We start from the raw sequence: 21,071 nt of genomic DNA, 5'->3' as shown, positions 1-21,071 counted from the left end.
GCCTAGTGCTTCGCGAGCCGGTCGTAGGCCTCGAGGTAGCGCTGGCGGGTCTTGTCGACCACGTGAGCGGGCAGCGCCGGCGGCGGGACGTCTGACTTCTTGTCCCAGCCGGACTCGGGTCCGGTGAGCCAGTCGCGCACGAACTGCTTGTCGAAACTGGGCTGCGCCTTGCCGGGCTCCCAGGTGTCGGCGGGCCAGAACCGGCTGGAGTCAGGGGTCAGCACCTCGTCGCCCAGGATGATGCGGCCCTGACCGTCGCGGCCAAACTCAAACTTGGTGTCCGCGAGGATGATGCCCTTCGCGGCCGCGATCTCGTGTGCGCGCTTGTACACCTCGATGGTGAGCCGGCGCAGTTCCTCGGCGTCATCTGCGCCCAGCAATGCCACGACGGCCTCGAAGCTGACGTTTTCGTCGTGCTCGCCTACCTCCGCCTTAGTCGCAGGCGTGAAGATGGGTTCGGGCAGGCGCGAGCCGTCCTCAAGCCCCTCGGGCAGTTCGATGCCGCACACCGTGCCGGACTCGCGATACTCAGCCAGGCCGGAGCCGGTGAGGTAACCACGCGCCACGCATTCCACCTGGAACATGTCGAGTCGCTGGCAAACCATCGCGCGACCCTCAACCTCCGCGGGGACGGGAGCTTCAATCGCATGGTTGGGCACAATGTCCGCGACCTGATCGAACCACGACATGCTGAGCCCCGTCAGGACCCCGCCCTTGCCGGGGATTTCGGTGGGAAGAACCCAGTCGTAGGCGCTGATGCGGTCGGAAGCCACCACGAGCACCACGTCGCCGCGGGGGTGGGGCTCGACCGGCTCGTAGAGGTCACGGATCTTGCCCGAGTAGACATGGCGCCAGCCGGCGAGTTCCGGGGCGGTGGGAGGTACGACGTGGCCGGGCATCAGGCAAGCGCCTCACGCGCGTTGGCTTCGCCCTCGGCGGCCTTCAGCGCAATGTCGCTGCGGTGGTGCGAGCCAGGCAGGTCGATCGTGCCGAGCGCCCGGTAGGCAACATCCCGCGCGTGAGCGAGAGTGGAGCCGCGTCCAACGACGGACAACACACGCCCGCCTGCGGACACGAGCTGGCCGTCGTCCATCGCCGTGCCAGCGTGCAAGACGTGGGCGCCATCCACAGCATCCGCGTCGTCAGCGCCCGTGATGGGATCGCCCTTGCGCGCGGATTCTGGGTAGCCGTGGGAGGCGAGCACCACGGTCACGAAGGCGTCCTCGCTCCACTCCAGCGGGTCAAGCTCATGGAGGCGGCCCTCCGCAGCGGCCAAGAGAACACCGCCCAGCGGGGTCTCGAGGCGGGCCAGCACGGACTGCGTCTCCGGATCTCCGAAGCGCGCGTTGAATTCGACGACCCGCATGCCCTTGCTGGTCAGCGCGAGCCCGCAGTAGAGAACGCCCTGGAAGGGGGTCCCGCGGCGGGCCATCTCGTCGAGGGTGGGCTGAGCGACGTGGGCGACCACCTGGTCGACCAGGTCAATGGGCGCCCACGGCAGGGGCGTGTACGCGCCCATGCCACCGGTGTTGAGACCTTCGTCACCGTCGTAGGCGCGCTTGAAGTCCTGCGCGGGCTGCAAAGGAACCACCGTCGCACCGTCGCAGATGCAGAACAGGGAGACCTCAGGCCCGTCGAGGTACTCCTCGATGACGATGGCGCCGCCCGCATCGAGGATCGCCTGGCCGTGTGCGGTCGCCTCCGCGAGGTCGTCAGTCACGACCACGCCCTTGCCGGCCGCGAGCCCGTCGTCCTTCACTACGTAGGGCGCGCCGAACTCGGCGAGGGCAGCGTCCAGGTCCCCGCGGTTCGCGCACACGCGCGGCTCCGCTGTCGGGACCTTCGCGGCGGCCATGACGTCCTTCGCGAACGCCTTGGAGCCTTCGAGCATTGCTGCCGCAGCGGTGGGCCCAAAGCACGGGATGCCGACCTCGCGCACCGCGTCTGCCACGCCCGCCACAAGCGGAGCCTCGGGGCCCACGACAACCAAGTCAGCGCGAAGGTTCGTGGCGAGCGCGGCCACCGAGGCGCCATCGTTCTGGTCCGCGGTGTGCAGCTGAGCAATCTGGCCGATGCCAGGGTTGCCGGGAACGGCGTGCACTTCCGTGACCGCTGGGTCGAGGTGGAGGGAGCGGGCAATAGCGTGCTCGCGGGCTCCCGAGCCGACAATCAGTACCTTCACGCGTGTGAGTCTAGCGAGGAGCGCGCGCAGCGGATCCCGGGACTCTTCGTGACGCGTCTGTGGTGCAGGTAAAGCCACCTGAGATGGCCCGCGTGGGCGTCATCCACAGATACGGCGAGCGCGACCATGACCGGACTCGATTTGCCTAGTCTCGGAAAGTCGAGAATAGGCAAAAACGGTGTAGTGGGTGCTGCCCGCGCGCGGGGCGGGGGCTGCGGACATCGCACGCCAGCGACCACCGGCCAGCGCTGACCGCACCACCCCCAGGAGGGTGCGCATGGACGGATACGAGAGCATTGCCACACAGACGGCTCTCAACGAGGCGTTCCCCGCGCTCGCGCACCCGGTTCGACGCTTTCTGCTCGAGATCCTCGAGAACGATGGTGCGGGCGCGATGTCGCTTGCCGCATCTGCCGCCGACACCTTTGGCATCTCTTCGCAGCGCGGCTCGCACCACCTGCAGGTGCTTGCTCGCGCCGGCCTCGTGACCGTCCAGCACGATGGGCTCCACCGCCACTACACACTGGCGGCGCCAGCATTCGACCCCGTCACCACGTGGATCACCACTGTCGTGGCCACCGCCACAGGTGCCAGTGGCACCCGCAGGCGGCGGCCACTGCAGCATGTGCCCCCACGCCTCGCCGCTGTCGCGCGGCCTGAGGATGGGGGCAGTTGCTGCTGACGCCTGCGGACTACTCGCCGCGGGCGTGGAGCAGGTCGTGGTTGACGATGATCTCGTCGCGGCCAGGACCCACTCCAATGGCGGAGATGCGGCAGTTCGAGATCTTCTCGAGCGCCAGCACATAGTCCTGCGCCGTCTGCGGGAGGTCAGAGAACTCGCGCGCCGCGGAGATGTCCTCGTCCCATCCGGGCAAGTACTCGTACACCGGCGTCGCCGCTGCGAAGGCAGCCTGATCCTGCGGCAGTTCCTCGTAGCGGACGCCGTCCACGTCGTACGCCACGCACACGGGAATCTCCTTGAGACCGGTAAGCACGTCAAGCTTGGTGAGCACCAGGTCCGTCAAGCCGTTAATGCGCGCGGCGTAACGAGCAATGACAGCGTCGTACCAGCCGCAGCGGCGCGGCCGACCGGTGGTGGTGCCGTACTCGTGGCCCACCTTCGCGAGGTGCTCGCCGTACTCGTCGAACAGTTCCGTGGGCATCGGCCCCTCACCCACGCGGGTGGTGTACGCCTTCACGATGCCAATCACCGAGTCGATGCGGGTGGGACCCACGCCCGATCCCGTCGACGCCCCACCTGCGGTGGCAGACGACGACGTCACAAACGGGTAGGTGCCGTGGTCGACGTCAAGCATGGTCGCCTGGCCGCCCTCGAACAGGACGGTTTCGCCGCGGTCAAGCGCCTGGTTCAGCACCAGGGACGTATCCGTCACCATGGGCTCCAGGCGGTCGCGGTACTGGAGAAGCTCGTCGGCGACCTCGTCGACGGAGATCGCACGCCGGTTGTAGACCTTCACCAACAGGTGGTTCTTCTGCTCGAGCGCACCCTCGATCTTGTCGCGCAGCAGCTGCTCGTCAAACAGGTCGCCCATGCGGATTCCCAGGCGGTTGATCTTGTCCGCGTAGGCGGGACCAATCCCGCGGCCCGTGGTGCCAATCTTGCGGGCGCCAAGGAAGCGTTCGGTGACATTGTCGAGCGTGCGCGCATACGGAGCGATCACGTGTGCAGCGTTGGAGATTAACAGCTTCGACGGGTCCACGCCGCGCTCAATAAGCGCATCGATCTCGGTGAACAACACGGAGATGTCGACGACCACGCCGTTGCCGATCACGGGCGTGACGTCCGGCGTCAAGATGCCAGAGGGGAGCAGGTGAAGTGCGAACTTCTGGTCGCCAATGACGACCGTGTGGCCTGCGTTGTTGCCCCCGTTGAACTTCACCACATAGTCGACGCGCGAACCGAGCACGTCAGTGGCTTTCCCCTTACCCTCGTCACCCCACTGGGCTCCGACGATCACTACTCCGGGCATCTGCCCTCTCCCCTCACCCCGGAACGTGCCGGGGGCTTGGTACGGCGGGCGTGTCCCACCGTCTTTATCCGACCACACGGCGACGCTTCATACGGAAGGCGCTCCGCGCACAGGCCGGACGTACGTCAGCCCCGGGGTGTCTGTCCGACTCCCCGGGGCTGACGCGCCGAATATCGGACTTAGATCTTCTTGCCCGCGGAACCGAGCTGCTGGCATGCCTCGACGACGCGAGCGGCCATGCCGGCCTCGGCGAGCTTGCCCCAGGCACGGGGGTCGTAGGCCTTCTTGTTGCCCCACTCGCCGTCGACCTTGAGGACGCCGTCGTAGTTCTTCATCATGTGGTCGACCACGGGACGCGTGTAGGCGTACTGCGTGTCCGTGTCGATGTTCATCTTGATGACACCGTGCGAGACGGCGGTCGCGATCTCTTCAGCGGTCGAGCCGGAGCCACCGTGGAAGACCAGGTCGAAGGGCTTTTCCTTGCCGAACTTCTCGGCAGCAGCCTTCTGGATGTCGCCCAGGATCTCGGGACGCAGCTTCACGGCGCCGGGCTTGTACGCACCGTGCACGTTGCCGAACGTCATGGCCGTCAGGTAGCGGCCCTTCTCGCCCAGACCCAGCTTCTCGATGGTCGCGATGCCGTCCTCAGGGGTCGAGTACAGCTTGTCGTTGATCTCTGCCGAGTGTCCGTCCTCTTCACCGCCGACAACGCCAATCTCGATCTCGAGGATGGTCTTGGCGGCCTGCGACAGCTCCAGGAGCTCTTCCGAGATCAGGAGGTTCTCCTCCATGGGAACGGTCGAGCCGTCCCACATGTGGGAGTTGAAGATGGGCGCGCCGCCGTTAGCGACCTTGTCCGCCTCGATCTTCAACAGCGGCTTAAGCCACGTGTCGAGGTAGGTCTTGTGGCAGTGGTCCGTGTGCAGCGCGATGGTGACGCCATAGGAGTCAGCAACCTCGCGAGCGTAGGCGGCCAGCGCGAGCGAGCCGACGACCTGGTCCTTGATGGTCGAACCGGAGGCGTACTGACCGCCACCGACCGAGACCTGGATGATGCCGTCGGACTCGGCCTCAGCGAAGCCCTGGATGGCTGCGGTGATGGACGACGACGAAGTGATGTTGATCGCGGGGAACGCGTAGCCGCCGGCCTTAGCAGCGTCCAGCATCGCGGAATACGACTCAACAGTGGCGATAGCCATGTGTCTCTCCTGAAGTTGTGCGGTTGGAACCGTCGTCCATTCTGTCAGATATCGACGGAAGGCGGTATGGGCCCGACGTCCCGCGTCCAGGGCCAACACATGAGGAACGCTACGCCGGCGCCGTCAGAATCGCGCCCGCGGCGGGCAGTCCAAGGCTCACGGGAGCACCCGACAGCGACAACTCCACGGTGCCAGCTGCCGGATGACGCGCCACCACCGTCAGCACCGCCCCAATGTCCAGTCCAACCGTGCGCAGGTGGCGTAGCAAGTCGGGGTCGTCGTCCCACACCCGTGCGATCCGCACCTGCGCGCCGGCCTGGACCTCCGGCAATGCGGTGAGCTCCTCCATAGGAAGGTGCCCCTTCGCAGAGGGGATCGGGTCCCCGTGGGGATCGTGGGTGGGCTGGCCCAGTTTCTCTGCGAGGCGCTCCACAAAGGTGTCGGAGACCGCGTGTTCCAAAACCTCGGCCTCGTCGTGGACCTCGTGCCAGCCGTATCCCAGGTAGTCCACAAGGAACGTCTCGATGAGCCGGTGCTTGCGCACGGTCGCGAGCGCGATCCGTTCGCCGTCGGCGGTAAGCGCGATGGATCCGTAGCGCTCGTGGGTGATCAATCCGCGTTGGGTGAGTTTCTTCACGACCTCAGACACGGACGACGGTGCGAGCGCGAGGCGCTGCGACAGTGCGGTGACGGTGACGGGGCCCTCGGACCACTCTGAGGCGTTGAAGATCGCCTTGAGGTAGTCCTCCGTGACGGTGGGTCCGGCCATGGCGTCAGCCTCCGTGGTCGCTGGATCGACAATCGTTGCGCCCCCCATTGTTCCGCCCTTCCCGCCAAATGGCTCCATTTCGCTGTTTTAGCGACGCATACCGAGCACTTCGTGCCACTTCAGCACCGCCATGCGGGCCGATGCCGGGGTGACGCGCCGTACGCAGCGCTGCCCAGGCATCGGCCCTCACTACGGAAGATCTGAGATGGCAGGAAATGACCGTCTAGGCGTGCCTAGACGGCGAAATGGTGCCATCTGGCGAGGAGGGGCGGCGGCGCTTGCGGGTCAGCAGGCCGTGGCGAGGGCTGAAGAGGTACACCAGGGCGAAGAACACGCCCTGCGTGACGACGACGAGGCCGCCAGACGACGCATCGAACCAGTAGCTCACGTAGATCCCGACGACCGAGCACGCCGACGACACCAGCGGCGCGATCCACAGCATGTGCGTGAACTTGTCGGTCAGCAGGTACGCGGTCGCGCCCGGGATGATCAGCAGCGCGACCACCAGGATCACGCCCACCACCTGCAGGGCCACGACGGACACGATCGCCAAGAGCCCCAGCAGGAGCCATCCCAGGCGCTTGGGACTGAGGCCGATCCCGTGCGCGTGCACCGGGTCGAACGCGAAGAGGGTCAGGTCGCGGCTCTTGAACAGCAGCACCGCGAGGGCGGCGAGCGCGAGCGCGCCAATCTGCCACAGGTCGCTCGTCGATACCCCCAAGATGTTGCCAAAGAGGATGTGAGACAGGTCCGTCTGGGACGGAATCACGGACACCAGCACCAGGCCCAGCGCAAAGAGCGTCGTGAACACGATGCCTATCGCGGCGTCTTCCTTGACGCGGCTCGTGCCGCGAATCGCCCCGATCAACACCACAGCCAGCACGCCGAACGCCAGCGCCCCCAGCGCAAACGGCGCGCCCACGACGTAGGCGAGCACCACCCCAGGCAGCACCGCGTGCGACACGGCGTCCCCCATCAGCGACCACCCGACCAAGACCAACCAACACGACAACAGCGCACACACCACTGCCGCCATCACTGTGACCAGGAGGGCGCGCACCATGAAGTCGTACTGCAGCGGCTCCACGAGGATGTCGATCAGGCTCATGCGCTCTCACCGCCATCTCCCGAGTCGGGAAGGTCAAGGCCGAACGCCCGCGTGAGGTTCTGCGGCTCCAACGCGCCCGCGACATCCCCTTGGTAGAGGACGCGGCGCAACAGCAAGATCGCCTGGTCCGCGAGTGCAGGCAACGCATGCAAGTCATGAGTCGAGACCAGCACCGTGTGGCCTTCGGCGGCGAGTTCGCGCAACAGCGCGACGATGGTCCCCTCGGAACGCTTGTCGACGCCGGCGAAGGGCTCATCAAGGAGCATGAGCGACGCTTCCTGCGCGATGCCCCTGGCTACAAAGGCGCGCTTGCGCTGCCCACCAGAGAGCGCGCCGATCTGGCGCCCGGCCAGGTCCACCAACCCGACTCTCTCAAGCGCCTCGCTGACCGCCGCCCGGTCCGCCTTGCGTGGACGGCGCATCGGCCCCATGCGGCCGTAGCGCCCCATCATCACGACGTCCCAGACCGACAGCGGAAAATCCCAATCCACATCCTCGCTCTGCGGCACGTACGCGATGCGTTGCGCGCGCCTGGCCTCGCGCGCCGGGGCGCCCGCGACACGCACCCGCCCCGCCTGCGGGGTCACCACCCCCATCACCGACTTGAACAGCGTCGACTTACCCGAACCGTTCATGCCGATGAGTCCCGTCACCTGCCCCTGCTCGAGCGTGAGGCTGCACTCGGTGAGTGCCTCGACGTCGCCGTATGCGACGCTGACGCCGTCCACTTCTAGCGCAGGGGTCATGCGTTCCCCGTCAACCCGGCCACGATGAGCGCGGCGTCATGGCGAATCAGGTCAAGGTAGGTCGGCACGGGGCCGCCCTCCTCCGACAACGAGTCAACGTAGAGAGTCCCGCCAAACTCGGCATCCGTCGCGTCCACGATCTGCTGCATGGACTTGTCAGACACGGTGGACTCGCAGAACACCGCGGGCACCCGCCGCTCGTTGACCTCTTCGATCACGGCGGCGACCTGCTGCGGAGTCGCTTGCTGCTCGGCGTTCACGGGCCAGATGTAGACCTCGTCCAAGCCCACATCGCGCGCCAGATACGAGAACGCGCCCTCGCACGTGACCAGAACGCGCTGCGGGTCAGGCACCTCGGCGAGGTCTGCCTCCAACTCTTCGCCCACCTCGCGGAGCTCCTCCTTGTACTGCGCGCCGCGGCGCGCGTAAGCCTCCGCGTTGTCGGGGTCAAGGTCGGCGAAGGCGCTGATCATCTGGCTCACGTAGCCCTGCGCCACGTAGGGGCTCATCCATGCGTGGGGATTGGGCAGGCCGGCGTAGGCATCGGAGGCGATGTCGATGGGGTCTACGCTGCTGGAGACGACCACGTGCGGAGCGTCGACCGCGTCCACGAACTGCGCGAACCACGCCTCCAACCCCAGCCCGTTGTCGAGGATCAGGTCCGCGTCCTGGGCCGCACGGATGTCCCCTGGGGTGGGCTCGTAGCCGTGAATCTCCGCGCCCACCTTGGTGATGGACTCCACGCGCAGATCGTCACCAGCCACGTTGCGAGCCATGTCTGCAAGCACCGTGAAGGTCGTGAGGACCAAGGGCGCCTCCGCCGCCGCGCCACCGGTGGCAGCACCGCCCGCCGGCGTCGGCTCTGGGCTGCACGCCGCCAGGACCAGTGCACCCGCCGCGACGACTGCGCCGAGCGTCGCCGCGGCGGTGCGACGATGCGCGCGGGAAGTTTTCGGCATACCGAAAACTCTAACTCCGGTGGGCCGAAAAATCCACGGCGCTGGAGGCTACGACGAGCCCATCTGCGTCACTTTGTAGGGCGCACCCGTCTTGTCGTAGGTGATCCACTCGTCTACCTGCCGGCCGCGATCAAACGTGCCGGACCGCATCAGGGTGCCGTCCTTGCGGAAGAACTCCCAGTAGCCGTGCTCGACACCCTGGTACATCTGCCCGCGAGCCCAAATGGAGCCGTCCGCGTGGAACTTCTCGTAGGGCTCGAGGTCCTCGTCGCTTATCGACATGAGTTGCCTCCTAGAACTGTGGGGAAAGGGTGCTAGCCCTCGTGTCCCGCCGCGACGTCTCCATGTTGGCCCACCCACGCGTGCATCGCGATGGCGGCCGCGGCGCCCGCATTGATCGACCGGGTCGAGCCGTACTGCGCGATGGCGAGCGTGGCATCCGCCGCTTCACGCACCTGGTCCGTCAGGCCTACCGACTCCTGACCAAACACCAGCACACACTCGCGCGGCAACGCATAGGTCTCCAACGGCACGGACCCAGGCAGGTTGTCGATGCCGATCACCGCGAGTACCTCGCCATGCGCCCACGCGACAAACTCCTCGACCGTGGGGTGGTGCCGGACGTGCTGGTAGCGGTCCGTCACCATCGCCCCACGCCTGTTCCAGCGCTTGCGTCCCACGATGTGCACTTCACGCGCCATGAACGCGTTCGCGGTGCGCACCACGGACCCAATGTTGAAGTCGTGCGCCCAGTTTTCGATCGCAACGTGAAAGCCGTGGCGACGGGTGTCCAGGTCCGCGACGATCGCCTCGTGCCGCCAGTACCTGTAGCGGTCGACAACGTTACGGCGGTCTCCATGTTCCAGGAGTTCCTTGTCGTAGCGCGCGTCCGTTGGCCACGCTTCCCGTCCACCTGGGTACGGGCCGATGCCATGGCTGGGTTCCAGATCACCCTCGCTGTCCGTGGCGGCCGCTTCCGTTTCCATGGGTGCCACTCCAGGAGCGAGCTGGGACTCGCGTGGGGTGCCCCGGTCGATGGGCTCGTTCGGGTGGGGCGTTTCTTCGGTCACGCGAGGCTCACCGTCAGGGCGTTGGCGGCCGCGCGGGCACGGTCGCGCGCGATCTCCACGGTGTCACCGCGGGCGACCGTCACGGCAATGCGGCGGCGGCCTTCCACGCGCGGCTTACCGAAGAACCTCACGTCCGTCTCCGGCACCGCGAGCGCCTGGTCGATCGCGCCGAACACGGGAATCCCGTCGCCTTCGCCAAGGACGGCGCATGAGGCAGAGGGGTGAGCGGTGATGGCCTCCGGCAGCGGCAAACCTAGAATCGCGCGGGCGTGCAGCGCGAACTCGCTGAGGCGCTGCGACGCGAGCGTCACGAGCCCCGTGTCGTGAGGCCGCGGGGAGACTTCGTTGAACAGGACCTCGTCGCCGCGGACAAAGAGTTCAACGCCAAAGACTCCGTAGCCGCCCAGGGCAGCCGTAATCTGACCGGCGATCTCCTGGGCGCGGGCGAGCGCGGCCGGGGACATTGGCTGGGGCTGCCAAGACTCGCGGTAGTCGCCGTCCTCTTGCACGTGCCCGATGGGCTCCAGCAGTGCCGTGCCGCCCACGTGGCGTACGGTCAATTGGGTGATCTCGTAGTCGAACTCGACGAACGCCTCGACGATGACGCGCGTGCGCGTGGCGCGGCCAGCCTCCATCGCGTACTCCCATGCGGCCCGAGCGCCATGGGGTTCACGCACCACCGACTGGCCCTTGCCGGACGAGGACATGACGGGCTTCACCACGCAGGGCGTCCCCAATTCCGCGACCGCCTTGTCCAAATCTGCCGCACTGTCAACGAACCGGTACGGAGACGTAGGTAGCCCGAGTTCCTCGGCAGCGAGGCGGCGAATGCCCTCGCGATCCATGGTCAGGCGGGCGGCACGCGCGGTGGGGATGACGGTGGCGAGGCCCGCCTCTTCCACGTCCAGCAGCACGTCCGTCGCAAGTGCCTCAATCTCAGGAACAATCAGGTGGGGCTGCTCGCGCTCGATGAGGGCCCGCAGGGCCACCGGATCCAGCATGTCGATCACGTGAGCGCGGTGCGCGACCTGATGTGCGGGAGCGTCCGGGTAGCGATCCACCGCGATGACTTCGACGCCGAGGCGCATCAGTTCAATCGCTACTTCCTTGCCCAGCTCACCGGAGCCCAGCAGGAGCACGCGGGTGGCATGGGGAGTGAGCGGGGTGCCCAGGATTGTCATGGCGACAGTGTGCCACTGACGTGCGCCCGCCCGTGGGGCGCAAGGTCCCGCCAGTGGGTGGGATCAGCGGTGGCGAACGGCGTCGCGCACGCGGACGAGTCCGTCCAGTGCGGAGTCCACCAGGCCCAACGGGCCCGAGTCTGGGGCGCCTTCAGCAACGAGGTACTCGCCGTTGAACGCGATGCGGAGGACGCTGGGATCCACCGCGGCCATCGCTGCCATCACCTCGTCAGTCAACTCGCCATGCGCGACGTCCAGCTCGCCATGGCGCAGCGACCACCGGTGCAAGAAGGTCTCATCGCTCACGTTCAGCCGCTGCTCCCCCACGATCTGCGCCTCGCGCTCGCTCAGCGGGGAGCCGAACTCCAGCGTTCTGACGTGCCTGGGCAGCTCGACCGCCACAACCGCCGTCTCTCTGCGCTGGAACATCGAGCGCTCGTGTTCGGGAAGCGGCGCACCGTGCGCACGCTCGAGTGCTGCCACGAGGTCGTCGCCCGATGCTGTGTGAGTGAACGCCACGAACCTGGCCCCGTGCGCGGTGCCCCGCACCACGTCGCGGGCGGCCTGTTGGTCGGTTCGGAACGTTGCGGTGCTGAACTGCGTCAGGACCGCGTCGTCGTGAGGCTCATAGGAGTAGCCGCGGGTAGCCGCCTGCGCACCCACGGACGCCATGTTTCCCGAGCGACGCTTCAGCATCCACCACCACAGGGCAGCGATTGACCCCAGAAAGAGGACGGGGAAGATGTTCTCCACGAACACCAAGCCTAGAACTGGACGTTCGGGGCGCGTCGCACTGCGAGATCGACGACCTCGAAGTAGTCCTCGCGAGTGAAGGCGAACATGCCAGCTACGACCGAGGATGGGAAGACTTCAATCTTGGTGTTGAGTGCCCGCACGTTGGCGTTGAAGATGCGGCGACCCGCGGCAATGCGGTCCTCGGTGTTGGCCAGTTCCCGCTGCAATTCGAGGAAGTTCTGGTTGGCCTTGAGGTCTGGGTAGTTCTCCGCAAGAGCGAACAGCCGCCCCAGCGCCTCCGACAGCACGTTCTCCTGCTGCGCCTGCTGCGCCCTGGTCGAGCCGGGCTCGACCGCGGTCGCGCGCGCCTCGATGACGGTTTGCAAAGTCTCGCGCTCGTGTGCGGCGTAACCCTTGACGGTCTCCACCAGGTTGGGGATCAGATCGTGACGGCGCTGCAACTCCACGTCAATTTGGCGCCACGACTCCTGCACCAGGTTCCGCAGCCGGACCAGCGAGTTGTAGAGGGCAATTCCCCACAACACGATCCCCACAATGACGATTGCCAGCGCAACAAAAAACGCTTCCATGGCGGTCCTCCCCCTCGAATGTGAAGCCGAGTCTAGCCGCGCATCACTTGCGCGTCTTCGATTCCGTCACCGTCGGCGTCAACGCCCACCCCTGTATACCTACGGCCGTTCAACACGCCGCCTTCGGCCGCCCAGGCCGGCCCGGGCATCGGCCCGCTGCCATCCACGTCGTGGCGCCCCGAGCCGTAGCCAAGGTCACGGAACTCGCGCAGCACGTGGTCGGGGATACGGCGCGCAATGCCCGTCACCAGCGACAGGCGGGCGGCGAGGTCTTTGGGCGCCACGCGGCCCGGCTCCCACACGTACACCGCGGAGCCTTCGATGCGGATGGCTTTGCCCACGGCGTCCGCCCACGTAAGGCGCTCGATCATGCGTGGGTCCAGGAGCGAGCGCGCGTAGCGGTCGTCGTCACAGATCACGCGCCACAGGCGGTTGAAGTCGTGTGACTCGGTGTCAAGATCGCCGCCACCCACCACGCTCGCGACCGCTTGGCCAATCCCCTCAGGCATGAGGTCAATGCGAGGAAGGTTCACGTCGAGCTCGGCGGCCGTCACCTGGTGCGGCACCACGAGCGCCGGGGAGTTGTCGTCCCTGCGAGGCTCGTAGGCGTGCACGAACGTTGCGCAGGGCATGCCGTTGAACGTGCCGGTCACCACGGACTCCTGGCGCGCGGTCGCGCCGCTGTCAAACGGGTACCCGCGGAACCTCGCGGTGTAGGCACCGGATTGAGCCGTGTAGTCCCAGCCGTGGTCGCGAGCGAAGCGGCGGTAGTCGTCGCTGTGACGCGCCGCACTCCACACGTCGAACGCGAGCCAGATGAGGCCAATGGCGAGCAACCCAAGGGCCACTCCCATGAGGACCGCACTGCCGGAGAAACCAAAAAACCCGGCGAGTCCCAGGCCACTCATGACGGCCGGGGCGCCCCAACGGCGCGCGGAAAAGGACGAGGTCATGGCGTAACTGTAGTGACATTCGTCACACTTCGACAACGCCCTTCCGCTATCCCTGGTACGCCCCCGTTTAGCGGCGGTAAAGGCTAGTTGAGGTCGAGGTCCTCGAGCCCAAACAACGAGATGTACGGCAAGCCCTCGGCCTCGATCTTCTCGCGCGCGCCGGTGTCGCGATCGACGATCACGGCAACTGCGGCAACGGTCGCTCCTGCCTCGCGGATGGCCTCGACTGCGGTCAGCACGGAGCCACCGGTGGTGGACGTGTCTTCCACCGCGACGACGGTACGGCCGGCGATGTCCGGGCCCTCGATACGACGCTGCAGGCCGTGTGCCTTGTTCTCCTTGCGCACCACGAAGGCGTCGAGGTCCTGGCCGCGGGAGGCGGCGGCGTGCAGGAGCGACGTCGCAACCGGGTCGGCCCCGAGGGTGAGGCCGCCAACCGCGTCGACGTCTGCCGTGCCGTAGCCAGCGACCTCGAGGGCGTCCAAGAGCACGTGGCCAACGAGCGGCGCCGCGCGGTGGTGAAGGGTGATGCGGCGCAGGTCGACGTAGTAGTCGGCCTCCTTGCCGGAAGCGAGGGTGATGCGGCCGTGCACGACCGCCAGTTCCTTGATGAGGTCGCGCAGCTGCTCGCGCGGGGTACCGGTGGTCATGCGGACCAGCCTACCGGCGCGCTCTGTGCGGCCGCCCCCTGCCCTCGCCCCTCCGCCAAATGGCTCCATTTGGCTGTTTTAACTCACCTAGACGGGCGTTTTGTGCCACTCCGGCGTGCTCGGCCCAGGTACCCGTCCACCCCACTGAAGGGCCGATGCCGTGGTCACCGGGGCATCGGCCCGCTGCCGTGGTGGCACAAAACAGCCGTTATGACCCCGTAAAACAACGAAATGGAGCCATTTGGCGAGAAGGGGTGGGGTGGGTTAGCGCGAGCGCATGGCCCCCAGGCGCCGGGTCAAGGACTTGGGCACCGCCCGCATGAGCGATCCCGCGATCGCGTACCGCGCCGACGGCGTGACCACCGCGTCCCCGCGACGCACCGCCGCGAGCGCGGAGGACACCACCTGCTCCGGCGTGAGCCACGCGGCGTCCGGGTAGTCGTCACGCATGTGCGCGAGTGAGGGGTGAGAGTGGAACTCGGTGGTCACCAGACCAGGGAGCACTGCCGTCGCCGTCACGTTGGTGCCCTGCAACTGGGAGGCAAGCGCCTGGGTGAAGTCCAGCACCCACCGCTTGTGAGCGGCATACGTCGTGTTCGCCAGGTGTGCGGCCACTGACGACACGTTCAGGATCGCGCCATGGCCGCGCTCCGACATGGCCTTCGCCGCGACCTGAGACAGCCGTAGCGGTGCGGCGACCAGCACGTCGAGGACGGCCTTCTCCGTCTCCCAGTCGGTATCCACGACGTCCTTGCCGATCCCGTAGCCCGCGTTGTTGACCAGCAGGCTGATGGGCCGCTCGGGGTCACCCACACGCGCGGCGACCTTCTCGAGGGCCTGTGGGTCGGACAGGTCCGCCACCAGCACCTCCACCTCGACGCCGGCAGCACCCCGGAGTTGAGCGGCCAGGGTGTCGAGCGCATCCTCGCTGCGCGCAACGAGCACGAGGTTGTGGCGGGCGGCGGCCAGTTGCCAGGCGAACTCTGCGCCCAGCCCCTTGGACGCTCCGGTGATCAGTGCGGTAGCCATGCGCACCAGCGTACGCACGGGTGCTCGCGATGCCCTACGCCGGGCCGGTGCGACCGGTACCGTGGGGCCATGCGATTGGCCACTTGGAATGTGAACTCTGTCCGTGCTCGCTGCGACCGCGTTGTCGACTGGCTGGAGCGTTCGGACACCGACGTGCTCGCGATGCAGGAAATCAAGTGCAAGCCGGAGCAGTTCCCGCGCGAGCCGTTCGAGGCGGCTGGCTATGAGCTTGCCATCCACGGCCTCAACCAGTGGAATGGCGTCGCGATCGCGTCGCGGGTGGGCCTCAAGGACGTCCAGACGTCCTTCCCCCACCAGCCGTCCTTCGGCAAGCCGGGGCAGGACCCCGTCGTGGAGGCGCGCGCGCTCGGGGCCACGTGTGGCGGGATCAACGTGTGGAGCCTGTACGTGCCCAATGGACGCGGTCTGAACGACCCGCACTACGCGTACAAGTTGGCGTTCCTGGAGCAGTTGCGTGAGCAGGCCCTGGGGTGGGCCGATGCCCCGACGGCTCTGGTGGGCGACTTCAACGTGGCGCCCAGAACGGCAGACATCTGGTCCGAGGAAGACTCGGAGGCTGAGACGCACGTGACGGACGAGGCCCGCGCGGCCTTCCACGCGTTCGAGGCCGCCGGCTACGAGGAACTGTCGCGGCGGTTCATCCCTGCGGACAACACCTACACGTTCTGGGACTACAAGCAGCTGCGCTTCCCCAAGAACGAGGGCATGCGCATCGACTTCATCTACGGCTCCGCGCCGCTCGCACAGCGCGCCACTGCGGTCACCATCGACCGCAATGAGCGCAAAGGCAAGGGCGCCTCCGACCACGTGCCAGTCGTGCTGGACATCGAGTCCTGATGACGGGCCCCGAGTTCGCCCCACCAGGGCCGCCTCGCCCCCCAGCGTCCACGCCGACGTCTGGCGGGCCGGGGGGCCCAGGGCCCGGCCCGCGCGGCCCGAGTACGGGACGCACCGGAACGGGACGAACACGCAAAGCCCCCCGCTGGGCACTGTGGGTCACCGTGGTGGCTGGCGTCGCGATCGCGCTCGGCATCGTGTGGGCCGTGATGCTGACGGTGCTCGATGGCCTCCAGGGACCCGCAGACGCCGGCGACACCGGATCCATGCACGCCACCCGCGTGGTGGAGGGCATGTGCCTCGTCACGATTGGCGACGATGGGGCGGTGGGTGAGGTCACCGTCGTGAACTGCCAAGAAAGTCACCGCGCCCAAGTGGTCGCGACGCAGGACCTGCGCATCGAGGTCTACCCCGGCAACGACGCGCTGCTGGATGAGGCGGAGCAGGCGTGTAAGCCGCGCATCCCCATTGACATCCCCGAGGACGCAACGTGGACCACGTGGATTCCGAGCGAGGACTCGTGGCAGCGCGGGGACCGCACTGTCACGTGCGTGGTGGTGAGCGACTCCCCCATCACGGGCTCTTTCCTCGAGTCGACGAGCGAGACCGAGACCACGCAGACGCAGGACGCCTAACCGCCGCGACGCTGCCGCCGCTTCGTCACCGCTACGGAGCGGCGTGTGCGCGCTGGGCGACCGATGCGACGACGGCCTCATCCCCCACGGCCACCAGCCACTCCAGCAGGTTCGCGGGCGTCGCAGGGTTGCCCGCGATCGCGACGCGCGCTTGCGGGCATACGAAGGCGATGGTGGCGAGTTCGCCCGCCGGCGTTGTGGGATCAGCGGCGCGGGCAACGGGGTCAGTCACCGACGCGTGCCGGGTGGGCGCGCACGTGCACTGACCACGGTGGAGGTCTCGCAGGGCCGCACCTTGGGATGGGGCCGATGCCTCACGCGGCCTGGCAGCGGCAGGGGCAGTAAGCGCGTGGTCGCGGGCGGCACGGGACCGGTCGCGCAGCACGATCGCAAGGAGCGTGAGCGGGATGAGCGCCACAAGGCCGAACCATGGCGGCGTCGTGACGTCGCTCCTGGCGACATAGAGACCGGCTGCCAGGGACGTCATCGCAACGGCGAGGTAGGTCACCCGGGTGGTGCCGTGGTGGGCCGCGCCCGGCTTTCCGCCGAGCGCGGCCCCTATGGCGAACAGCACGCCTGTCACGATGAGGACCAGCTCCCCACTGATCCACGACATGCGCGCCCCCCCTTGCCCCCGCCTGTTCGGGTCCCCCCTATTAAGGACGAGGGGTGGCCTGCGATGGCATCAGGCCACCCCTCGATGACTCAAGAATCCCACCGCCCTCTAGACCCGTAAAGCCCACATTTATGTGGGCACTGCGGAGAGGGAACTGTGGAGAGGGCACTGTGAAGTAGGCACCGCGGAGAGGGCCCCTTGGAGTAGGCACTGTGAAGTGGGCACTGTGGAGCCTGCGCCGGTCGACTGTTCCCGGGCATCGGCCCCACCGCCGTGCGCCACACCGTGCGAGCACCGCCACGCGCGCGCCACATGCGCTGCCACCAGCGCTATCGTGTGCTGAGGACATCATTTTCTTGGCGCAGGAGAACCTCCATGGAGCAGTGCAAACGGATCGCTCTCGTGGAAGACCATGCGCTGATCTCCATGGGCTTCACGGATCTGGTGGCCTCTGCCCCGGACATCGAGCTCGTCGCCGCCGTCACGACTGTGCGCGACCTCCCCGCCACTCCGCTCGACCTGGTCGTGCTCGACCTCAGGCTCGCGGACGGTTCCGCGCCCGCAGACAACGTCGCAACAGTGCTGGCGACACGTACCCCGGTGCTGATCTACACCGGCGCAGAGGACCGCACGCTCATCCAGTCCGCCGCACGCTCCGGCGCCTCCGGCCTGGTCCGCAAGTCCGCCGCACCAGAAGAACTGCTTGAGGCTATTCGCGTCGCAGCCGCAGGAGGTGCCGTCTTCACCACGGAATGGGCGGCGGCCATCGATGCCGCCGCTGACCTCGTCGATGCCGGCCTGAGCGAGCGCGAGATGGAAGTGCTCGCCATGTATGCCGCGGGCGAGACCGCCCAGTCAGTCGCCTCCGAGTTGGGCATCTCCAAGGCCACCGTCGCGGACTACGTCATTCGCATCCGGCGCAAGTACTTCGAGGCCGGCCGGCCCGCAGCATCCCGCGTCGACCTGTACCGGCGCGCTATGGAGGATGGCTTGCTCGGATGAGTCCCAGCCACCACGCAGCGCGGCACAGGCTGCAGCGCGTCCTGTACTTCGCGTGCGGCATTGGCGCTGTGGTGTTCGGACTGCTCATGGCGTTTGGGGACTCGGGGATCCTTGCGGCACGCGGCCAGCTCGACGACTGGTACTGGTGGACCGCGCTCATCATTGGTGTGGCACTGCCCTCCACCTACCTCGTCACGGCCTTCACCGTCCCGCTGCGGTACCTGCACGCGATTGCGCTCGTCACCGTGGTCGGCTTCGTGGTGGTTCAGCTGCTGTGGGTGCCGGCCATGCACGAACTCACTTTGCACAACGGCGCCACACCGTGGCTGCAGGGTATTAACGCGCTGCCGTCCACCCTCGCCGGTGTGCTGTTCGCCAACCGTGTGGTCTGGGTCTTCCCTGCCTCGCAACTGTTCCTGGTCCCCCTGGTCCAGTTGTCCTCGTCCGACACCACCGTGGGCGACGCCATCCTGGACGGATGCGGAGCGGTGATCTTCTGCTCCATCCTCACCGGAATGGCGCTGGCTGTCGTGGAATCAGGCGACACCCTGGACGCGGCCTCGAGCAAGGCGCGGCGCGTGGCCGCTCGCCGGTCCATGGAACGCGGCCGGGCGCGCGAACTCACCCGCATCAACGCGATTGTGCACGACGACGTGATGTCCGTGCTGCTCGCGGCCAGCCGCGTGGGCGCGACAGCCGCCGTGAAAGAACAAGCCGCGCGCGCACAAGTAGCCATCGCTAGCCTCACCGAAGCGCCCGACACCACCCACCGCACCTACGAAGGCGCCGAGTTTGTCGCCGCCGTTCGCGGCCTCCCAGCGGACGCCGGAGTGACCGCCCAGGTCCACGACAGCATCGGCCCGTCAGCAGTCCTCCCTGGCGCAGCCGTCGCCGCGCTCACGGAAGCAGCCTCCGAGGCGCTGCGCAACTGCGCCCAACACGCGGGGCCGCAGGCAACGATCCAGCTCGACGTCGAAGTATCCGCCACCGGGGCGTCCATCACGATTCATGACGACGGCCCCGGATTTGACCCCCAGGACGTGGACCCCCGTCGCCTCGGAATCGCGGTATCCATCGCGGAACGCATGCACTCGGTCCGTGGCGGCAGTTCGATGATCACGTCGCGGCCCGGCGAGGGGACAAGCGTCACCGTCTCGTGGAGGCAGCAGTGACCGCGCCCGCCGCATCGATGCCACCCGCGTCGCCCACGCCACCAGAACCCACCGCCAGTGAGACGCTTCACGGCGACGTGCGTGCCGCCGACCTTCTCCCGCTGTCCGGGCCCCCGGCGCGTGTCATCGTGGGCCTGTTCGTCATCACGAACACGCTGTTCGCGCTCGGCAACCTCGAACACGTGGCGCGGTCATGGCAGGCGTTGGCCGCCGTGGTCCTTATCTCCGCTGCAGGTCTCTTGGTGGTCCGGCACCGCCCCTCCCCGTTCCCGCTCAGCGACTGCTTTGTGATCCTCGCCTGCCTCACAGCGGGCAATGCGATGGTGTTCACGAACCTGCTAGACCACGACGACCTGGGGCGTGCGACGTGGAATCTTGGCTCAGCCACGTGGGCGCTGTTCTTTGTGGCGATGCGCGGCCGCATCGGCATTGCCTGGCTTGGCATGGCCGTCATGCTCGCCCAGTGCACAGAGTGGGCGATCCGCACTGATCGCGGCGCGCTCACGGGCCTGTCGATGCTGGACACCCACATTGGGATCCTCGCCGTCGGGTCACTGTTCGCCCTGTCACTGCGCCGCACCGCGCAGCAGATCACGGACCTGAACCACCGCACCGTCGATGGCGCCTCAGAGGCGGCGGCCGCAGCGGCGAGTGCGCAGATCAGGCGCACCAGGGCCGACGAGCTGGCTCAGTTGGTCACCCCGCTACTCGAACGCATTGCTTCAGGCGACGACCTCAGCGACGCCGAGCGCGGCGCCATGGCGCGCGCGGAGGCACAACTGCGCGACGGCGTACGTGGGCATGCGATCGCGCTGCCCAGCGTCGTGGAGGCGACCAACCGCGCGCGTGAACGCGGGGTGGCCGTGACTTTGCTGGACGACCGCGGGTCTCAGGTCGCGGATGGGCATGCGGTCGCGCGCATGGTGAACGCGATCGTCGCCGCATTGGACGCGACCTGCACCGGTGACGTCACGGTGCGCCTGCACCCCGAGGGGCGCCCGGTGGCACTGACGATCCGCACGTCTTCCGGCGACGACGTCACCCGGGTCTCTCTCGACGAGCGAGGGCTTCCCCGCGAACGCACTCACTAGCGGCGCGGGGCAGACCGCAGTGGCTGGGTCGGCGCGCTGCGAGCGGAGCGTTCCGTGCCCGCACACAAGAACGGCGCCCGGACCGAAGGGGTCCGAGCGCCGTCGCGCGAGTAGACGCGTTACTTGCTGAGAGCCTTGGCCTTGAGAGCCTCGAACTCTTCCTGCGAGATGGCGCCGGAGTCGAGGAGCTCCTTGGCAGCCTTGATCTCACCGGCGGGACCAGCCTCCGACATGAGGTTCTTGGTGTACTCCACCTGTGCGGCGTGCACAGAGGCCGCCTGCTGAGCGTCGCGGCGGGACATGCCACGGCCACGAGCGATCAGGTAAATCAGGGCGCCCAGGACGGGCAGCAGGATGACGAAGATGGTCCAGAGCGTCTTGCCCAGACCCCCAAGCTCCTGGTCACGGAAGATGTCCATGATGATGCGGATGATGACCACGAAGAACGCGACCATGACGAAGATCCACAGCGTCAGGAACAGAATGTCGAGAATGCTGGCGAAGAAGTCCACGGGGTTGCTCCTTGAGAAACGGA

24 protein-coding genes are annotated in these 21,071 nt (G+C 67.3%); 6 read left to right on the top strand and 18 right to left on the bottom strand.

What is annotated here, in order from left to right; all coding sequences use genetic code 11:
* Window positions 1-2: 2 nt before the first annotated feature.
* Window positions 3-899 carry a phosphoribosylaminoimidazolesuccinocarboxamide synthase gene (locus tag AOP75_RS05950; RefSeq protein WP_062077366.1) on the bottom strand — a complete coding sequence of 299 codons (897 nt, stop codon included), beginning with the start codon at window positions 897-899 and terminating at the stop codon, window positions 3-5.
* On the bottom strand, window positions 899-2,182 hold the full coding sequence (gene purD, locus AOP75_RS05945) for a phosphoribosylamine--glycine ligase (protein WP_062077365.1): 1,284 nt from the start codon (window positions 2,180-2,182) through the stop codon (window positions 899-901). The genes AOP75_RS05950 and purD overlap by 1 nt, the downstream gene beginning before the upstream one ends.
* A gap of 277 nt (window positions 2,183-2,459) precedes the next feature.
* On the opposite strand from purD, the gene AOP75_RS05940 reads away from it, so the two are divergent.
* Window positions 2,460-2,864: an ArsR/SmtB family transcription factor gene (locus AOP75_RS05940; RefSeq protein ID WP_062077364.1), complete on the top strand. Its 405-nt coding sequence runs from the start codon at window positions 2,460-2,462 to the stop codon at window positions 2,862-2,864.
* A gap of 10 nt (window positions 2,865-2,874) precedes the next feature.
* Here AOP75_RS05940 and AOP75_RS05935 read toward each other — a convergent pair whose 3' ends face one another.
* The 14 genes from AOP75_RS05935 to AOP75_RS05870 all read right to left on the bottom strand — a co-directional run bounded on the left by AOP75_RS05935 (window position 2,875) and on the right by AOP75_RS05870 (window position 15,162).
* Window positions 2,875-4,173 carry an adenylosuccinate synthase gene (locus AOP75_RS05935; protein ID WP_062077363.1) on the bottom strand — a complete coding sequence of 433 codons (1,299 nt, stop codon included), beginning with the start codon at window positions 4,171-4,173 and terminating at the stop codon, window positions 2,875-2,877.
* Between the two features lie 179 nt (window positions 4,174-4,352).
* Window positions 4,353-5,372: a class II fructose-bisphosphate aldolase gene (gene fbaA, locus AOP75_RS05930; protein ID WP_062077362.1), complete on the bottom strand. Its 1,020-nt coding sequence runs from the start codon at window positions 5,370-5,372 to the stop codon at window positions 4,353-4,355.
* Between the two features lie 109 nt (window positions 5,373-5,481).
* Entirely contained in the window at window positions 5,482-6,189 is a 708-nt protein-coding gene (locus AOP75_RS05925) for a metal-dependent transcriptional regulator (RefSeq protein WP_236683082.1), read from the bottom strand.
* A gap of 175 nt (window positions 6,190-6,364) precedes the next feature.
* Window positions 6,365-7,249 carry a metal ABC transporter permease gene (locus tag AOP75_RS05920; RefSeq protein ID WP_062077361.1) on the bottom strand — a complete coding sequence of 295 codons (885 nt, stop codon included), beginning with the start codon at window positions 7,247-7,249 and terminating at the stop codon, window positions 6,365-6,367.
* On the bottom strand, window positions 7,246-7,995 hold the full coding sequence (locus AOP75_RS05915) for a metal ABC transporter ATP-binding protein (RefSeq protein ID WP_062077360.1): 750 nt from the start codon (window positions 7,993-7,995) through the stop codon (window positions 7,246-7,248). The genes AOP75_RS05920 and AOP75_RS05915 overlap by 4 nt, the downstream gene beginning before the upstream one ends.
* On the bottom strand, window positions 7,992-8,954 hold the full coding sequence (locus AOP75_RS05910) for a metal ABC transporter substrate-binding protein (protein WP_062077359.1): 963 nt from the start codon (window positions 8,952-8,954) through the stop codon (window positions 7,992-7,994). The genes AOP75_RS05915 and AOP75_RS05910 overlap by 4 nt, the downstream gene beginning before the upstream one ends.
* 48 nt (window positions 8,955-9,002) lie before the next feature.
* Window positions 9,003-9,236 carry a toxin-antitoxin system YwqK family antitoxin gene (locus AOP75_RS05905; RefSeq protein WP_062077358.1) on the bottom strand — a complete coding sequence of 78 codons (234 nt, stop codon included), beginning with the start codon at window positions 9,234-9,236 and terminating at the stop codon, window positions 9,003-9,005.
* 32 nt (window positions 9,237-9,268) lie between these two features.
* Window positions 9,269-9,940, bottom strand: a complete 672-nt coding sequence (locus AOP75_RS05900) for a TrmH family RNA methyltransferase (RefSeq protein WP_062078447.1) — start codon at window positions 9,938-9,940, stop codon at window positions 9,269-9,271.
* 80 nt (window positions 9,941-10,020) lie between these two features.
* Entirely contained in the window at window positions 10,021-11,205 is a 1,185-nt protein-coding gene (purT, locus tag AOP75_RS05895) for a formate-dependent phosphoribosylglycinamide formyltransferase (protein ID WP_062077357.1), read from the bottom strand.
* Window positions 11,206-11,268: 63 nt separating this feature from the next.
* The gene (locus AOP75_RS05890) at window positions 11,269-11,958 is read right to left on the bottom strand and encodes a hypothetical protein (protein WP_152649968.1); all 690 of its coding nucleotides are present in this window, start codon (window positions 11,956-11,958) and stop codon (window positions 11,269-11,271) included.
* Window positions 11,959-11,969: 11 nt separating this feature from the next.
* Complete coding sequence (locus AOP75_RS05885; protein ID WP_062077355.1) at window positions 11,970-12,530, bottom strand: LemA family protein; 561 nt, start codon at window positions 12,528-12,530, stop codon at window positions 11,970-11,972.
* A 32-nt stretch (window positions 12,531-12,562) separates the two neighbouring features.
* Entirely contained in the window at window positions 12,563-13,483 is a 921-nt protein-coding gene (locus AOP75_RS05880) for a DUF3137 domain-containing protein (protein WP_062077354.1), read from the bottom strand.
* A gap of 83 nt (window positions 13,484-13,566) precedes the next feature.
* Window positions 13,567-14,133 carry an orotate phosphoribosyltransferase gene (gene pyrE / locus AOP75_RS05875; protein WP_062077353.1) on the bottom strand — a complete coding sequence of 189 codons (567 nt, stop codon included), beginning with the start codon at window positions 14,131-14,133 and terminating at the stop codon, window positions 13,567-13,569.
* A gap of 264 nt (window positions 14,134-14,397) precedes the next feature.
* Complete coding sequence (locus AOP75_RS05870) at window positions 14,398-15,162, bottom strand: SDR family NAD(P)-dependent oxidoreductase (protein WP_062077352.1); 765 nt, start codon at window positions 15,160-15,162, stop codon at window positions 14,398-14,400.
* 69 nt (window positions 15,163-15,231) lie between these two features.
* On the opposite strand from AOP75_RS05870, the gene AOP75_RS05865 reads away from it, so the two are divergent.
* A complete protein-coding gene (locus tag AOP75_RS05865; protein WP_062077351.1) occupies window positions 15,232-16,020 on the top strand; it encodes an exodeoxyribonuclease III in 789 nt (262 codons plus the stop codon).
* A 167-nt stretch (window positions 16,021-16,187) separates the two neighbouring features.
* A complete protein-coding gene (locus AOP75_RS05860) occupies window positions 16,188-16,655 on the top strand; it encodes a septum formation family protein (protein ID WP_161794539.1) in 468 nt (155 codons plus the stop codon).
* A gap of 31 nt (window positions 16,656-16,686) precedes the next feature.
* On the opposite strand, the gene AOP75_RS05855 is transcribed toward AOP75_RS05860, so the two are convergent.
* Window positions 16,687-17,271: a variant leucine-rich repeat-containing protein gene (locus AOP75_RS05855; RefSeq protein WP_062077349.1), complete on the bottom strand. Its 585-nt coding sequence runs from the start codon at window positions 17,269-17,271 to the stop codon at window positions 16,687-16,689.
* 375 nt (window positions 17,272-17,646) lie between these two features.
* Here AOP75_RS05855 and AOP75_RS05850 point away from each other — a divergent pair, with 375 nt between their 5' ends.
* Genes AOP75_RS05850 through AOP75_RS05840 form a run of 3 tightly spaced genes read left to right on the top strand, consistent with a single transcriptional unit; the run spans window position 17,647 to window position 20,536 of the window.
* On the top strand, window positions 17,647-18,273 hold the full coding sequence (locus tag AOP75_RS05850) for a response regulator transcription factor (protein WP_062077348.1): 627 nt from the start codon (window positions 17,647-17,649) through the stop codon (window positions 18,271-18,273).
* Window positions 18,270-19,445 (top strand): sensor histidine kinase, encoded by a 1,176-nt coding sequence (locus AOP75_RS05845; protein ID WP_062077347.1) that lies wholly within the window; start codon window positions 18,270-18,272, stop codon window positions 19,443-19,445. Before AOP75_RS05850 ends, AOP75_RS05845 begins: the two co-directional genes overlap by 4 nt.
* Complete coding sequence (locus tag AOP75_RS05840) at window positions 19,442-20,536, top strand: DUF8320 family protein (protein ID WP_062077346.1); 1,095 nt, start codon at window positions 19,442-19,444, stop codon at window positions 20,534-20,536. Before AOP75_RS05845 ends, AOP75_RS05840 begins: the two co-directional genes overlap by 4 nt.
* Before the next feature lie 119 nt (window positions 20,537-20,655).
* On the opposite strand, the gene AOP75_RS05835 is transcribed toward AOP75_RS05840, so the two are convergent.
* Window positions 20,656-21,048: an SHOCT domain-containing protein gene (locus AOP75_RS05835; RefSeq protein ID WP_236683081.1), complete on the bottom strand. Its 393-nt coding sequence runs from the start codon at window positions 21,046-21,048 to the stop codon at window positions 20,656-20,658.
* Window positions 21,049-21,071 lie beyond the last annotated feature (23 nt).

Source organism: Demequina globuliformis (assembly GCF_000975155.1).
GTDB lineage: Bacteria > Actinomycetota > Actinomycetes > Actinomycetales > Demequinaceae > Demequina > Demequina globuliformis.
This window is presented reverse-complemented; position numbering and strand designations above follow the sequence as displayed.

What these genes read in the sequence shown, in the direction of transcription:
- AOP75_RS05950 (WP_062077366.1), bottom strand. Translation starts at nt 899, where the DNA reads ATGCCCGGCCACGTCGTACCTCCCACCGCCCCGGAACTCGCCGGCTGG.
- AOP75_RS05940 (WP_062077364.1), top strand. Translation starts at nt 2,460, where the DNA reads ATGGACGGATACGAGAGCATTGCCACACAGACGGCTCTCAACGAGGCG.
- AOP75_RS05935 (WP_062077363.1), bottom strand. Translation starts at nt 4,173, where the DNA reads ATGCCCGGAGTAGTGATCGTCGGAGCCCAGTGGGGTGACGAGGGTAAG.
- fbaA (WP_062077362.1), bottom strand. Translation starts at nt 5,372, where the DNA reads ATGGCTATCGCCACTGTTGAGTCGTATTCCGCGATGCTGGACGCTGCT.
- AOP75_RS05925 (WP_236683082.1), bottom strand. Translation starts at nt 6,189, where the DNA reads ATGGGGGGCGCAACGATTGTCGATCCAGCGACCACGGAGGCTGACGCC.
- AOP75_RS05920 (WP_062077361.1), bottom strand. Translation starts at nt 7,249, where the DNA reads ATGAGCCTGATCGACATCCTCGTGGAGCCGCTGCAGTACGACTTCATG.
- AOP75_RS05915 (WP_062077360.1), bottom strand. Translation starts at nt 7,995, where the DNA reads ATGACCCCTGCGCTAGAAGTGGACGGCGTCAGCGTCGCATACGGCGAC.
- AOP75_RS05910 (WP_062077359.1), bottom strand. Translation starts at nt 8,954, where the DNA reads ATGCCGAAAACTTCCCGCGCGCATCGTCGCACCGCCGCGGCGACGCTC.
- AOP75_RS05905 (WP_062077358.1), bottom strand. Translation starts at nt 9,236, where the DNA reads ATGTCGATAAGCGACGAGGACCTCGAGCCCTACGAGAAGTTCCACGCG.
- AOP75_RS05900 (WP_062078447.1), bottom strand. Translation starts at nt 9,940, where the DNA reads ATGGAAACGGAAGCGGCCGCCACGGACAGCGAGGGTGATCTGGAACCC.
- purT (WP_062077357.1), bottom strand. Translation starts at nt 11,205, where the DNA reads ATGACAATCCTGGGCACCCCGCTCACTCCCCATGCCACCCGCGTGCTC.
- AOP75_RS05885 (WP_062077355.1), bottom strand. Translation starts at nt 12,530, where the DNA reads ATGGAAGCGTTTTTTGTTGCGCTGGCAATCGTCATTGTGGGGATCGTG.
- AOP75_RS05880 (WP_062077354.1), bottom strand. Translation starts at nt 13,483, where the DNA reads ATGACCTCGTCCTTTTCCGCGCGCCGTTGGGGCGCCCCGGCCGTCATG.
- pyrE (WP_062077353.1), bottom strand. Translation starts at nt 14,133, where the DNA reads ATGACCACCGGTACCCCGCGCGAGCAGCTGCGCGACCTCATCAAGGAA.
- AOP75_RS05870 (WP_062077352.1), bottom strand. Translation starts at nt 15,162, where the DNA reads ATGGCTACCGCACTGATCACCGGAGCGTCCAAGGGGCTGGGCGCAGAG.
- AOP75_RS05865 (WP_062077351.1), top strand. Translation starts at nt 15,232, where the DNA reads ATGCGATTGGCCACTTGGAATGTGAACTCTGTCCGTGCTCGCTGCGAC.
- AOP75_RS05855 (WP_062077349.1), bottom strand. Translation starts at nt 17,271, where the DNA reads ATGTCGTGGATCAGTGGGGAGCTGGTCCTCATCGTGACAGGCGTGCTG.
- AOP75_RS05850 (WP_062077348.1), top strand. Translation starts at nt 17,647, where the DNA reads ATGGAGCAGTGCAAACGGATCGCTCTCGTGGAAGACCATGCGCTGATC.
- AOP75_RS05845 (WP_062077347.1), top strand. Translation starts at nt 18,270, where the DNA reads ATGAGTCCCAGCCACCACGCAGCGCGGCACAGGCTGCAGCGCGTCCTG.